The sequence below is a fragment of the Desulfohalobium retbaense DSM 5692 genome (assembly GCF_000024325.1).
Taxonomy (GTDB): Bacteria; Desulfobacterota; Desulfovibrionia; order Desulfovibrionales; family Desulfohalobiaceae; genus Desulfohalobium; species Desulfohalobium retbaense.
Genome location: NC_013223.1, coordinates 1,391,353 through 1,406,181, shown reverse-complemented (window position 1 = coordinate 1,406,181; position 14,829 = coordinate 1,391,353). Strand labels below are relative to the sequence as shown.

10 protein-coding genes are annotated in these 14,829 nt (G+C 49.8%); 7 read left to right on the top strand and 3 right to left on the bottom strand.

Annotated features, from left to right (window positions below):
- Nucleotides 1-10: 10 nt before the first annotated feature.
- Nucleotides 11-967 carry an AEC family transporter gene (locus tag DRET_RS05980; RefSeq protein WP_015751629.1) on the bottom strand — a complete coding sequence of 319 codons (957 nt, stop codon included), beginning with the start codon at nt 965-967 and terminating at the stop codon, nt 11-13.
- Between the two features lie 302 nt (nt 968-1,269).
- Here DRET_RS05980 and DRET_RS05975 point away from each other — a divergent pair, with 302 nt between their 5' ends.
- The 5 genes from DRET_RS05975 (at nt 1,270) to DRET_RS05955 (ending at nt 7,503) form a co-directional block, all read left to right on the top strand.
- The gene (locus DRET_RS05975) at nt 1,270-1,677 is read left to right on the top strand and encodes a DUF2177 family protein (protein ID WP_015751628.1); all 408 of its coding nucleotides are present in this window, start codon (nt 1,270-1,272) and stop codon (nt 1,675-1,677) included.
- Between the two features lie 351 nt (nt 1,678-2,028).
- Nucleotides 2,029-4,875, top strand: coding sequence for a translocation/assembly module TamB domain-containing protein (locus DRET_RS05970; protein WP_015751627.1), 2,847 nt, complete (start codon nt 2,029-2,031; stop codon nt 4,873-4,875).
- Between the two features lie 56 nt (nt 4,876-4,931).
- On the top strand, nt 4,932-5,156 hold the full coding sequence (locus DRET_RS05965; RefSeq protein ID WP_148214027.1) for a hypothetical protein: 225 nt from the start codon (nt 4,932-4,934) through the stop codon (nt 5,154-5,156).
- A gap of 127 nt (nt 5,157-5,283) precedes the next feature.
- Complete coding sequence (locus DRET_RS05960; RefSeq protein ID WP_015751625.1) at nt 5,284-5,679, top strand: YdbL family probable chaperone protein; 396 nt, start codon at nt 5,284-5,286, stop codon at nt 5,677-5,679.
- A 219-nt stretch (nt 5,680-5,898) separates the two neighbouring features.
- The gene (locus DRET_RS05955) at nt 5,899-7,503 is read left to right on the top strand and encodes a cation:proton antiporter family protein (protein ID WP_015751624.1); all 1,605 of its coding nucleotides are present in this window, start codon (nt 5,899-5,901) and stop codon (nt 7,501-7,503) included.
- Nucleotides 7,504-7,534: 31 nt separating this feature from the next.
- Here DRET_RS05955 and DRET_RS05950 read toward each other — a convergent pair whose 3' ends face one another.
- The gene (locus DRET_RS05950; RefSeq protein WP_015751623.1) at nt 7,535-8,467 is read right to left on the bottom strand and encodes an SPFH domain-containing protein; all 933 of its coding nucleotides are present in this window, start codon (nt 8,465-8,467) and stop codon (nt 7,535-7,537) included.
- An 18-nt stretch (nt 8,468-8,485) separates the two neighbouring features.
- Nucleotides 8,486-8,941, bottom strand: coding sequence for an NfeD family protein (locus DRET_RS05945; protein ID WP_015751622.1), 456 nt, complete (start codon nt 8,939-8,941; stop codon nt 8,486-8,488).
- A gap of 1,337 nt (nt 8,942-10,278) precedes the next feature.
- Between DRET_RS05945 and DRET_RS05940 the strand changes: the two genes are divergently transcribed.
- On the top strand, nt 10,279-12,369 hold the full coding sequence (locus DRET_RS05940) for an HDOD domain-containing protein (protein WP_015751620.1): 2,091 nt from the start codon (nt 10,279-10,281) through the stop codon (nt 12,367-12,369).
- Nucleotides 12,362-14,578, top strand: coding sequence for an EAL domain-containing protein (locus DRET_RS05935; protein ID WP_015751619.1), 2,217 nt, complete (start codon nt 12,362-12,364; stop codon nt 14,576-14,578). Before DRET_RS05940 ends, DRET_RS05935 begins: the two co-directional genes overlap by 8 nt.
- The last annotated feature ends 251 nt before the right edge of the window (nt 14,579-14,829 follow it).

Here is a 14,829-nt window from a genome sequence, read left to right as displayed (position 1 = left end):
CACGGCCGGATCATGGTGCCGGCAGATGGAAAATCATGCCAAACAAACCGATCATCAAGGGGATAGACACCAGTGAGACCGCAAAACTGCTGAACATGAACTGGTTCACGATCTCCCGGTTGCCGCCGGCCCGCTCGGTCAAAATGGGAATGGCGGTGATCGGCGGAACCGAGGCCTGCAAAATAATCAGCAACGCAATATGGTACGGAGGCTGAATCAGGGCAAGCACGCCGAGGGCAATGGCTGGGAACAGAAAATTTTTGATCAGGACGAACTTCCCGACCTCCACCGGATACAGGCTCCCTTTGTGCTTGAAATCGACGTAGATATTGCCGCCGAGGATCATCAGCAAAAGCGGAATGGTCATGTCCCCGATCATGCCCAGGGCCGAGACTACGAACCCCGGGACAATGCCCTCCGTGCCCGTCAAGCGCAGTGTTGTCGCCAGAATGGTGGCCAAAAGGATCTTGTTGAAGATCTTGGACCAGGCAAAAGTCTGCTGCGAGATGCCGAAAAAAAGATGGGCGGTGCTGAACAGCAATGAGGGAAAAAGCAGCATGAAGAAAAAGAGCTGCACGATATAGGTCGAATCCTGGCCGAACATGCCCATTAAAATGGCCAGGGGAAAAAAGAGAGCGTTTTGGAAAAAAAGGCTCACAGCGAATTCCCGGCGGGTCTCCTGCTGGGAAACCCAGGCCAAAACCGCGGTCAAAGCGCCCTGGAAAAGCGTGAAACCGGCCCACCAGACCGGCAGAAGCCACCAACCCGGAAATTCAGCCGGCTTGAAATTCTTGAGGATGTTCACAAAAACCAGGCTCGGCAGGGAGATGTCCAAAGCCAGAATGGACAGGGTGCCCAATGCCTCCTGCGGCAGGATGCGCCGGCTGATGATCCACAGCCCGAAGGCGCCGATGCCCAGCAGCAGGGCCACGGATTCAAAGGTTGTCAGTAAGATGGACAGACTCATGCGACCTCTTTGATGACGGCTGCGTCGGCCAATTCTGGAACAAGGCTTGTCTACGCGTTCCAACCGGGATAAATCATTTGGACCAAATTGCAAAGAACACACCTGCGTTCAGCACCTCAGGCAGTTGCGCTGGGCTGGGCGCATGGGCTCGGGGATCATAGTGCCTGTGGCTGATTCTCCGAACCATCCAGTCCCGGGACCGGCTCCCTGCGGTGTGTGAGACAAGGTTGCCTGCGGATGAGGCATTGGACAAAAATGAGCCACGTGGTGTGACCTCTGCGACCAGAACCAAAGGAGCATGTATGCCGATTGCAACTGCCTTCAAAGTGTACGGACTGATGATTCCGGTGTTTTTCATCTTGGATATGCTCTGGCTCGGGGTGGTGGCCAAGGGGTTCTATCAGTCCAGACTGGCCGGTTTGCTGAGCGAGAACGTGAATTGGACGGCCGCTGTACTTTTTTATCTGCTGTTTCTGGTCGGACTGTTGTTTTTTGTCGTCCTGCCGGCGGCGGACCGAGACTCCTTGCTCCAGGGGATCTTCCGCGGCCTCTTCTTCGGGCTGATCACCTACGCCACGTATGATCTGACCAATCTGGCCACATTGAAAAACTGGCCCCTGACCGTGGCCCTGGTGGACATCGTCTGGGGAATGGTGCTCTGCGCTGCTGTGGGCACGGCAGGTGTCGGTTTCGCCCGGTGGTTTTCTTGACCCGTTGTGTGTTTCAGGTGCTCAGCAGCTCGTAAGCGTGAAGAATTTCAGACGTGAGGCATTGAAAGGGTCAGGATTTGCCCAAAGGATATCAGGCCAGGAAATACAGAAGAACCTGAATTCCAGATTGAAATCGGGATCGGTGATCGGGTATCAGGCAGGGAGGCCAAACTCTGCGGCAAGCCCCTCTCTGGTTCCCGGCTTCCCTCTTCGAGTATCCGGACCGCCAAACGCCGGACCGCTTGAGATTTTGCTGTATTCTGCATACGTTGGTCAGTATTGTTGCTTTCTGATGCAGAAAACTTCCCCTGAGCGCAGCACCCCTCTCACGCAGAGACAAGGGACACGACATTGCCCCAAACCAGCCCCAGCCACGGGCGCTCCCTGCCCCGCCGCCTGCTCGCGGCGATGCTGTTCCTGCTCGTCCTCTGCCTCGGGGGCTGGCTCGGCGCGCCGCTGGCCCTGGAGCAGCTTCTGCTGGTTCAGATGCGCGAAGCGGGCGTCGAACAGCCACGGGTCCAGGTCGAGGCCCTGCATCCGGGCCGTATCGCCTTAAGCGGCCTTTCCGGGGCCAATCTCGGCCTGGAGGTCCAGCGCGCGATCCTGCATTTCAGCATCCAGGGCCTGCTCCAGGGCAGTGCAGACAAACTGGAGATCCACGGGCTGACCTGGCGCCTGAAATGGACGAAGGCAGGCCCTGATCCCGGGTTGCCGTTCAGGAGCCCCTCCTCCCCTGGCAGGCCCGATTCCCCCCTGCCCTTGTTGCCGATCAAGCATATTCAGGTCCGCTCCTCGTATCTGCAGTGGCAGTACGCCGACTTTGCCTGGCCGCAACCGCTTGCCGGAGATATCCGGACGCAAAGCGAACAGGGGCTTCTCGAATTCAAGCTGCGAAGCCGTCTGCTGGGGATTCCGCTGCGTCTTGAAGGCGAGGCCGATCTGCAGCAGGCCATTCTCAGCGCTCAGGCCCGGATCCCGGAATCAGGCAAACCTGCGGCGCCGCTGGAAACCCAGGCCCCTGCTCTGCAGGCCGGTCTCAATGCCACGTGGCAGCAGGATCTGCACGGCTCTGGACAGGGCACTCTCCAAGCCGCTCTCCAGACCGCCAACCTGCGTTGGCCGGACTACGACGTCAGCCTCAACAAACTGGTCCTTGATCTGCGTGCGGAAATGGACACCGACCTGCACTTCGAGGCATTGGATCTTGATCTGCGCCTCGCCGGATTGCGTCTGGACCAGTATCTGCTCTCCCGCCTCACTATCGCGTTGGACCAAACTGGTACCCGACTCGCCGTGGACTGCGACCTGCAGCAACCAGCCCCAGTCCAGTTGACGTGTAACGGAGCCCTGAGCCCCATTCAGGATCTTCGACAGAAGCCTGCGTCCTGGCAGGGGGATTTCATCTATGAACTCCAGGGCGAACTGCCGCAGTCCTGGCTGAACACCCTGGCCGGCGCGGCATTGCTCGAATCGTCCGCACTGCCTGTTACAAGCAGCGGCCGGTTCCAGACCCGCCTGAAGCGGACCACGAAGCAATTCCGCTGGCAGGCAGACCTGCAGGCGGAGCAGACCTTGATCGGACCGGCAGATCTGGCCTGGCCCAAACGAGGGGGCCGTCTGGAGGGTGTTTCCAGCCGGGCGCCCCTGCATGCGGCCTTCAACGACAAGGGACTTGAGGTCACCCTTTCCGGTGACCGCTCCCTCGGGTGCCAAGCCGCCGATCTCACAGTGGACGGCGAAAACTATGCATTGTCCTCCCTGTGGCTGAAACCCCAGCCCGGCGACAGGATCCGCTGCCGTCTCACACCTGACGGCCACCGCTTTGTGGAACTGGATGTACGTCTGGCAGACCCCGTTCGCCTCCAGGGACCGGACATCCGTGTGTCGCTGCAACAGGCAACCCTCGCTGGAAAACTCCAGCGCCAGCACGGCCATGCCTGGCACGGCGTTGTCGAAGCTGGCCTGGAAGGAGGCCGCCTTGCCGCGCCGCAACAGGATCTGGCCCTGACCTCCGTGTCTGCCAGCATCCCGCTGATTCTGGGAGATGCGCAGCACGAGCCCGGGCGATTTCATGTCGGGGGCCTCCGGGCCAAGGGAACAGCTGTCCCCGGTCCGCAGGGCAATCTGCGGATCCGCAACAGGACACTTGAACTGGGCGGCCGCTGGCAGGTCCTGCCGGACATTGCGCTGCAAATGGATGTGGATTTGGCCCTTGGCGGTGGCTCTGTTTCCGGCACCGGCAGGGTGTCCAGCGACTGGTTTGCGCTGCCAGAACCAGAAATGCTGTCCCGATTCAGCCCGGCGCTCGGGGACCTTGATCTGGACCTCTCCGGCAGTGCCAAGCTGGATATGCGTGCTGAACTGCACGGGCAGCAGGTTCTGCCTTGGTTAGAGTTCAACCTCCGCGACGCAGCGCTTCAGGTGCCGAAGCAGAATCTGCGACTGCAGGGCCTGAACGTTTCCGCCGCCTTTGACAGCCTGGTCCCGTTGCAAACCGCGGCACGGCAGGGTATGGCAGTATCATTTGGAGCGTTGTCCTGGCGGGACATCGAGGTGCGCCGCGGCGATCTGGCCCTGCGCCTGGTGCAGGACAGATTGCTTCTGGACAGCGGCTCCTGCAGGCTGGCGCCTCAAGGTGCTTTACGGATCTACGAGGGGCGCTGGGACCTGGAAAAAGCCCAAGGAGCGGCCCGTGTCTATCTTGAGGAGATAGACGCCTTGCACCTGGTCCAGAAACTGACTGGGGACAAACTGGTGGGCAGCGGACGCTTCAGTGGCAGTTTTGCGCTGGGCTGGGACGGCCAGGGGGTCAATCTGGACGAGGGCCATCTGTACGCCCTGCCGGGGACAGGAAAGCTGGGCATCAAGGATGAGGCCTGGATGGACAAAGTGCTCTTCTATGTCCGGCAAAGCTTGGCGGGTCAGAAGTACTTGTCCCTGCTCAGCGACCGTCTGGAGCAAGCCCTGCGCGAATTTGAGTACGACTTCTTTTCTCTGCGCCTGGTACCCCGGGAGTCCGATATCGCAGCCCAAATAGAACTGCGCGGACAAGGGGTCAGAGGGGACCCGCCCCAACGGGTGGGCAGCCTGGTGTTCAATATCAGTGATGTGCAGCAGGCGCTCAATCAGGCCCTGCACTGGGGCAAAAAGAAAGCGGTGCGCCGGGCCTTGGACGAATTGTTCGGCCCCGCCCAATGACCGGATTGGACGCCAGTCTGGTTACCAATCCCAACGTTCCACATTCGGAGTGCATTATGCAGAAATGGTGGTACGGCTTCCTGCTTATCAGCGCGTTGGCAGTCATGGGCTGCACGCGGCACCAGGTGACGGCGGACACGACGCACAAAGTCGAGATCGCTCCGATCCACGTCACTGTGGATGTCAATCTCAAAGTCCAAAAAGCCCTGGACGACGCATTGAGCTTCCAGGGAAATATGCAAGACGCTTTCAGTGAGGAGGAATTGCGGCAGTTGGAATAGCACAGCCCATATCCCGCGCGAAACGAACAACGAACCTTGCCTTGATGGGACCGGGCGCGACACATCTCTTCATAGTCAGCAGATGGAATGCACAACGGGCCCACCAGATTTGAAAAGGAGGAACACTATGGGTGCTGTGTCAACAAGATTACTGGTTATCGGAATCCTCTCCACTGCCCTGCTGTGTGTCGCTACAGTCCAGGCCCAGAACAAACAGGCGGTGGTCCAGAGCATGAAACAGCGGCATGCGGCACTGCTGCAGGCCAAGGATAACGGCCTGGTCGGCGAAGCCTGGAACGGGCTGGTCGCCCTGGTCCGGGACGGTGCGCCGCAACAGGTTCAAAACCTTGTCCGGGCTGAAAACGAAGACCGCAAGACGCTTTTCAAGATTATCGCTGACGAAACCGGGACCTCGGTGCCTGAGGTGGCCATGCAAAACAGGATCCGTATGTACCGGTTGGCTGAAGGCGACCACTTCGTGCAGGATCAGGATCGCAACTGGGTGCGAAAAAAGAATTTCTGACTGACTCTCGGATACCTCCGCAGCTCGGAGCAGCATCATCCAGCTTGACCTTGCCGCTTGCTCGCAGCTCGTTCATAATCTGAGCAGCGGACAACGAAACGTTCAAAGCTGTCGTTTTCTCGTACGCTTGGTGCGTATTTCCCAGAGGCATTTCCCGAATGCCTTGCGTTGCATTTTGTGCCGTCATCGTAGTCAACCCCTGAGAAGCAAGGAGCCTGCATGCTCGTTCTCCTGGTGAGTTTCGCCTTTGGCTTCGGATACGCGTTATCCAGAATCGGCCTGCCCCCCATGGTGGGCTTTCTTTTGGCCGGTTTTGTCTACAATATCGCCGGCTTCGTTCCGCCAAGCGGTCTCGACCTCGTTTCTGATCTGGGTATTACGCTGCTCCTCTTTTCCATTGGCCTCAAGCTGGACCTCAAAGGCTTACTCCGGGCCGAGATCTGGGCCAGCGCCACTGCGCAGATACTGCTCACCACCGGTGTTCTGTCCGGTCTTTTGCTTCTGGCCCAAAATGTCCTGTCCATATCTTTGCTGGACCTTTCCTGGCCGGCGCTGATTATCCTGGGTTTCGCCCTCTCTTTTTCGAGTACAGTCTACGCGGTCAAGATCCTGGAAGACAAAGGGGATATGTCGGCCCTGTACGGCAAGCTCGCCATCGGCATCCTGATTATCCAGGATCTCTTCGCTGTGCTGTTTCTGAGCCTCACGGCGGGGAAAGCGCCCAGTCTCTGGGCGCTTGGGATTCTGGCCCTGCCACTTCTCAGGCCCGTACTCTACCGTCTTTTGGATGGGTCCGGCCGGGGCGAATTGTTTATTTTGTGCGGCCTGTTCTTCGCACTGGGGATCGGTGCGGAATTGTTTGCCCTCGTCGGGCTGAAGCCAGACCTGGGCGCCTTGGTGGTCGGGGTCCTGATCGCTGGACACCCCCGGGCCTCGGAATTGTCCAAGGCCCTGTTCGGATTCAAAGAACTCATGCTGGTCGGCTTTTTCCTCTCCATTGGGATGACCGGTCTGCCGACCTGGGAGATGCTCGCCGCCGCCTGCGTGCTGTGTCTGGTCCTGCCGCTGAAGACCGGGCTGTACTACGGCATCGTCAGTCGTTTTGGTCTCCGGGCCCGGACCAGTCTGTTTTCTTCCCTGACCCTGACCAACTTTTCCGAGTTCGGCCTCATTGTCGCCGCTATCGCTGTGGAGCAGAATCTGCTTCCAGCCAACTGGCTTTTGGTCATGGCGCTGGCCGTAAGTATCAGCTTCGCGTTTTCGTCGCCGCTGAGCTATTATGCCGAGTCGTTGTACCAGTACTTCAGTTCCTGGCTACGGCCCTTCGACCCCCAGCGGGTCCATCCCTGGGACGCGCCCATTGAACTGGGCCGGGCGCGGGCTGTGATTTTCGGCATGGGCCGTATCGGCACCGGCGCCTACGACGTATTGCAGGAGGAGTTTGGCAATGCGGTTTGCGGCGTGGACCATGCACCGGCCTCAGTCGATGCAAACCGCGCCCAAGGACGCAATGTCTTGCTGGGCGATGCCTGTGACACCGACTTCTGGCTCAAGCTCAAACGAGATGAGGACCTGGAACTCGTGATCCTGGCCATGCCCAATCATCAGGGCAATGTGTTCGCGGTGCACCAGCTTCGCAACCACGGCTTTCAATGTACGGTGGTTGCCATAGCCAAGTATCAGGAAGAAGTTGATGCGTTTACGGAAATGGGCGTGTGCAGTGCGTTTAATCTCTACGAACGAGCCGGAGCCGGACTCGCCCGAAAAGCGTTGCAAGGCTGCGCCCTGCGACACCAATCTGAGGACTCCGCCTCCGGCCAGTGACGTTCGACGGGATGTGATCGAACTGGAGCGGTTATTTGCCAGCTTCAGGCTGCATCTTTGATAAGGCGCTCATGGCCGTGGTGACCATTCCGGCAATATCTCCCACATTGCTCGGGATGATGAGCGTATTCGATTCCTGGGCCAGCTGACCGAATTGGGTCACGTATTGCTCAGCCACCCGCAGATTCGCTGCCGCCTGCCCTCCAGGGGCATTGAGCTGGTCAGCGATAATTTTGAGCCCTTCCCCGGTAGCTTTGGCAATGGCCAAAATTTCCTGGGCCTGGCCCTCGGCTTCATTGATGCGCTTTTGCTTCTCCCCTTCCGAGCGCAAGATGGCTTCCTGCCTGTCGCCTTCAGAACGGTTAATGGTCGACTGCCGCTCCCCTTCCGATTTGGCGATGGTCGCCCGTTTTTCCCGTTCGGCGGTCATTTGTGCTTCCATAGCGTTTTTGACCGATTCCGGGGGCAAAATATCCTTGACCTCATAGCGCAGGACTTTGATTCCCCATGCTTGAGCGGCCTGGTCAATAGAGTCCACTACTTGGCCGTTGATGGATTCCCGTTCCTCAAACGTTTTGTCCAGATCGATCTTGCCGATGGTGGAACGCAATGTGGTTTGCGCCAATTGCGACGAAGCCACGCGGTAGTCATTTATACCGTAGGCGGCTTGCTTGCTGTCCATCACCTGCAAATAAATCAGCCCATCGACTTCCACAGTGACATTATCTTTAGTGATACACGTTTGGCTGGGAATATCAAAAACTTCTTCTTTTAACGAATACTTATAGGCCACACGATCGAGAAAGGGGACCAAGATATGAAAACCGGCCCCGAGTGTTTTGTTGTACTTCCCTAGCCGCTCAATAATGAATTCACTCTTTTGAGGAACAATTACAGCGGTTTTTACAATAATTACTATGACCAACGCGGCTAAAACCCCAGCAAAAATAAGAGTGGTCGGCATGTAAAACTCCTGTGAATTCTAAACTTTGCGCACAAAGAATGCTTGTCGGGAAGAACCGGCAAAATCGACGATCTCCACGATTTCCCCTTCATCAATTTCTTCCTCTGCACTCGCATCCCAAAACGTTCCCCGATATCTGATTCGCCCCGTGCTCTCCGGGGTGATTTTTTTGACCACCGAAACATGAACACCGGAGGGAAAATCATCGTATCCTGCTGATGCCGTATCCGAGGACGATCCTCGAAACGTCTTCATGAACCGGCTTCGCAAAAACACAATCGAGAGAATTGTCCCTCCGATAAACAGCAGGATCTGCTGCGTCAGGGACAACGGCCACACAAGGACCGCCAACGCGACCAGCCAGCAGCCCAAGGCCATGAAAATGATCACGAAGCCGGGCATAAAAAGTTCCAATAAGGCCAGACCAATACCTAGTAGAAACCAGATCAGCCACACCGAAGACAATATCTCCATACGAATTCAACTCCTTTGTGGTACGTATAGCAGACCCCTCTCTGGAACAACCACGCGCAATCCTCCAGTATGGAGTGTGCCTACGTGTCTACTCGATTTGCTGCGTTACGGCAATAATGAGCAATATGGCAGATGACGCACTCTTGGCGGTCGAGCTCCACCAGGGAAGTCCTTCCCCAGGCCCATCAGCCTCCCAGTCGCCGCGCGGGAGCCCAAGTGACTGTAGGAAAATTCTGTATAATGCAGGTCGTTCAAAACTCCCATGGGACGGCGACAAAACGTTTAAGGCCGTAGCGTGCGAATCCGTACCTGAAAGCTTCAACGCATTGCAGCTTTGCGGCTATGGGGAGATTTTTAACGACCTGCTCGACTGTTGCAAAATCGGTCATCATCGCAGCACAGTAGGACGTATGACTGTTTGAGAGAATGAGGAATCATCATATCGTCCCCATCATGGCTTCTTCATGGCGATCAGCCGTAGACAGCGCGACAATTTCGCGTACAGGCTATGGATTCCTTTCCATGTTCCTTCGTTTCCAAAATGACGGTCTTTAAGAAGTTCCCAGGCTGAAGAGGACTTGTGACAATTTGAATCCGGGCGGAAAAGGAGAAAGTCGAGGCGTTGGAGGGTGACTGGATCGAACCGGTCGTGGAATCATGTATGGTCCTGGGTGCGACCAAGCCTTAACGATGGCCGCGTGAAGTATTGGCTCGGGATGATCGTCCTCGCATCAGGGCCGAGGGAGGGGCCAACAAACACGATGAAGCCAGTGCAGTAAATGGGTTACGGCTATCAGGAGAGGAAGTCCTTCAGGCTCTGGATTACGGCCATTCACGGGGCCAAGCCTACGCTAACCAGGTGAACTATTTTATACTAGACATTTGAAGGTTTTGTTCATAGGAAGTAGTAAACTAGCGAATAATAGAAAAGGAGGGGGCCGAATATGATTATTTTAAATGTCAATTTCTGTGCCAAAGTCGTGTGTCCCCGATCCTTTATGGAATACGGTTCTTCGATGCTACGTATGGATTTTGAGTAAGTCGTTTGAAGGAACCAAGGTTACTCCTCAACCCCCTCCAGCCCAGGATACGAAGATCTTCGAGGGCAAAAATTGATGAGCAAACAGCGGTTTCGACGTCAGGATAAATAAGGATCAAAATCCATTTCCCTCGTCGAGGAGACGGATTTTTGAGCGGCGAGCATTATACAGAATCATTCACCAGACAGTTGGGTCACGTTCAAGCACCGAATCGATACGCTTTTTCCCATATGTGGCGGAATTTTTGATACCACAATCAAGCAAAGAGTTGTGTTAAAAGCACAAAATGGTTGCGTTATGAGCAATTCCATACAGAGCATATTAGACCATAAAGATCTAATATCTATCCCTCAGAGTCTAGTAAATATATTAAAGATTTCTAATAATGCAGATGTTGAAGTAGATGAACTAGCTGATGCCCTACAAAGAGATCCTATTGTTACGGCTCGGATGTTTGGATTTGCTTCTACAATACAGTATAGACCTTGGAAGGAAGTTCAAAACATAAAAAAATTAATAATTGTGATTGGCTTAGATAATGTAAGAAAAATAATTTACGCAAGCGTCATAAATCAAATTTTTTCCAAAATAAAAAATGAACTTTATGATTTCTATTATCAATTGTGGAGCCAGTCTCTTTTATGTGCAAATATAAATGAAGAGCTGGCTCGTATAGCTTGCTTTGAAGATAGACATGAATTTTACCTTTCCGGCCTTTTGCATAGAATAGGCCAATTTGCCTTGGTAGGCTACGATGATAGAATGTATCGAAATGTCGCTTCGCTGTCAGCCGGTTTAGTAAACTTAGAAGAAATTGAGCGTCAAAGTTGTGGTTTTACCTCTTCTGAGATAGGGGCCGAGGTGGTCAAAAGATGGGAATTGCCGTCGTTCATATCAGATTCGATTCAATATCAAACGCTGCCATTTGAAAAAATAAATTCAGGAGCTGATATAATTCGCACTTTGAATTTGTCGCAAAAAATATCAAGTGGTGGTGTGAATCAAATACATGCAAATTTACATGCCATAAATTCTGCATTTGGGCTTACTGAGGGGTTGCTATTTCAGATATACAACGATGCATACAATAAAACATTGAATATGATCGAAGAAATGACTGGATTTCGTGAAAACAATCTAGTCAAAAGTTTTCAAGATAGCTTTAAAGCAAGTAGCGAAAATCTCAACACTCTTGTCCAACAAAAAGCTTTGGTTGACTCTGTAGGTTTAAAAAATCATCAGAACATCTCATATGAAAATTTCTTGAGGCAAATACGAGAAGATCTGCTTATTCTATTTGGGTTTGATAATGTTTGTTTCTTTGTCAGAGGAATGAACGGTCAAAATATTTATGGCATTGATGATACGGGAAATTTCACGCAGATTAAAAAGTTGAAAATAAGTTTAGTGGATAACAATGAATTTTATAAAAAACATATATACCCTCAAAAAATAACGTTTTTAGAATATAAGGACCTCCAAAAGTACAACATTTTAGAGAAGCAACTTTTTGATATTTTACAAGCCGACAGGCTATTAGTTTACCCACTTTTTTGTGCTGATAAATGTTACGGCCTCATCGTCATAGAGAATGTAAATGAAATCAACGATACTAAGCTTTCTTTTATCAAGCTGGTTGTTGATAGCATAGCCCAAAAAATATCGAACGCTGGTGCTGATGATTTTAAGACTAAAGAGCACTTTGAATTACAGATACGAACTGCCGTACATGAAATGGGCAACCCATTGTCAATAATAAATACATACTTGCATATTTTAAAAGAAAAATTAGATGTGGATGATGAAATTTCTTCACAAATTGAAATGATCCAAAATGAAATTCAAAGAGTTGGTGAAATAGCAGCAGGTCTTCGAAATATAAATGAGCTGAAAGACCAAGAGGTGGCTGTCGATATTAATCGACTTTTAAATCACCTTACAAATTTTTTCGAAAAATCTATTTTTGAAAATAAGAGCATCACATGTACTGTTAACCTAGATGAGCCTCTTCCTGTAATCCAGGCCAATGAAGATAAATTAAAACAGATAGTTATCAATATAATCAAAAATGCTGTGGAGTCTTTCACAGATAGTGGACAATTGTGGCTCACGACACGTGACAATGTCATCAGCAATGGCACATTTTATATTGAAATCGAAATCGAAGACAATGGGCCCGGCATAGACAAAAATATTTTTGAAACGATATTTCACCCCCATGTCAGTACCAAAAACGGGCATTCCGGACTCGGACTGTCCGTGGTTAAAAGCCTGGTTGCAGATATAAAGGGAGATATCCGTTGTGCAACTGGAAGAAAAGGGTCTCGATTCCAAATACTTATTCCTAGAGAAGTCGCTCAAGATAATCTGGGGAGGATCGATGAGTAGCTCTGTGAACAAGTTGGAAAGTCTATACTATAAAGAACAAAGCCAGAAATTCATCCCGAGAGATGACGATCTACGATCTCCCTCCGTCTTAATTGTAGAAGATGACCCTATGATGCGGCGGAGCCTTTCTGAGCTGTTACAGTCGCAAAAATTTTCAGTCATTGAGGCTTCTACCAATAAGGAAGCCAAAAATTGTTTATCAGAAAACTATTTTAACATTGTTCTTGTCGATCTGAACCTTCCAGATGATAGTGGTAAAAATTTAATTGATTATATCAATAAAAAAAATATAAACATACACATCATAGTCGTAAGTGGAGAAGCAAATTTTGAAAACGCAACACATGCCTTACAAAGAAATGTTTATGATTTCATAAAAAAACCTTTCAATGTTACTCATCTTTTGAAAACAGTTAAAGAAGCTTCAAAAAGTTATCAAAAAATATCCCAAATAGCAGATTTTTATAAAAAAGAAATTTTTTCAAAAGAAATAAGCAGCTTTATCATCGAAAATTCCCCAGACTTCATTTACTTGTTAGATGATTCTGGTTTTTTTACCTATGTCAATAGAAAAGCCTATGAGCTTCTCAATTATCACAATGGAGAATTGTTAGGTTTACACTACTCCTCAATTATTTATGAGGGAGATCTACATAAAGCTCAATATGTTTTTAATGAAAGGCGCACTGGTGAGCGCGCGACGCAAGGAGTTGAAATACGGCTCAAGAAGTTCTCTGAAAACACATTAGATAATGAAACTCCACATTTTATATATACCGAGTTGTTTGCCCGGGGTATGTATAGAGATGATAGCGTCAGAAGGCAAAATTTTGTAGGAACGTATGGAGTGATTCGAGACCTTACTGAGAGAATACGATCTGAAGATTTGATCAGGTTTCACTTGTATCACGATAGTTTAACATCTTTGCCGAATAGGACACTTTTCAATGACAGGCTGCATATGGCTCTGTTGCACGCGAAACGAAATAAGAAAAAGTTTTCATTACTTTTTTTAGATTTAGATAACTTCAAAAAAATTAATGACAATTTGGGCCATCAGTCCGGAGATGAAGTTCTCCAAAATGTTGCTAAAATTCTGAAAAAAAGCGTACGAGAGTCTGACACCATATCAAGAATCGGTGGCGATGAATTTGTAATCCTTATAGAAAATTTAGATAAGTTAAGTGAAACAGATAAGATCTGCTATAAGATATTAAATGCTTTTAAAGAACCAATGTACTGCCAAGATCAAGAAGTACGTATTACTGCAAGCATTGGCATTGCTGTTTATCCAGAACATGGTCAGACTAAAGAGCAATTGATGCGGCGTGCCGACATGGCTATGTATAAAATTAAAAGCAAAACACAAAACAGTTTTTGCTACTATAGCAATAAAGACAATGGAAGTTGTTATAAAAATCTGCCAAGTATAGAGCTCGAAAACGATCTCTATATGGCGATAGAAAATAATGAACTGGCCATGTTTTACCAGCCTCAAGTTGATTGCGAGAACGAAACAATTGTGGGTTTTGAAGCATTAATGCGTTGGTTCCATCCCAAATTTGGGCTCGTTTCTCCTAGCGTATTCATAGCAATCGCAGAAAAAAATGGCTTGATCAATGAATTAGGAAGATGGGGACTGCAACAAACGTGTAAAGATGCATTGTATTTTGAAGAAAAATGCGCAGAGCCAATGAAATTTTCTTTTAATATTTCAGCAAAGCAAATTCATCAATCAAATTTTATTGATGAAACTTTGAGCATTGTCAACAGCTTTGACTTAAAAGAAAATTCGATTGAGCTTGAAATTACTGAAAGTAGCGTTATGCATAACCTGAATGCAGTTTCGTACTTTTTGATGGAATTACGAAAATCAAACATATCTATTGCTATCGATGATTTCGGCTCTGGCTTTTCTTCATTAAGTTATCTTCAAAATTTATTTGTCGACACACTAAAACTTGATCGTTCGTTTATTTCAAATGCTGATTTGAATAAGAAGAAACGCACCATTTTTACAGCCATCCAGTCGATGGCTCATTCACTCAATGTTGATCTTGTAATTGAGGGAGTTGAGAATTTTTCTCAAAAACAATATTTAAAGGATCTTGGCCTGGATTCTATAATTCAAGGGTATTACTATTCTAAACCCATGTCGTTGGAAGACTTAGAAAAGTCGTTGTTTCTAAAATATAGTTTGCAATTTTGATTTTGTACATTTTTTTGATTTATTCCTGTAAAAAAAATCAATATCCTACAAATAAAATGCATTTTAAATTTTTGTAAAGTAGTTGTAATTTAATACTAAATGATTTCTGTCTTTTATGTGCATTTGAAATTTGCAGGCCAGTACACTATTTGTTCAGCATAATCAAGCTCTAATAAAATTCTTTTTTAGGCACAAAGGAAGTCAGCAAATGAACAAGATGATCAGTAATATCCCAAATAATATTACAATTA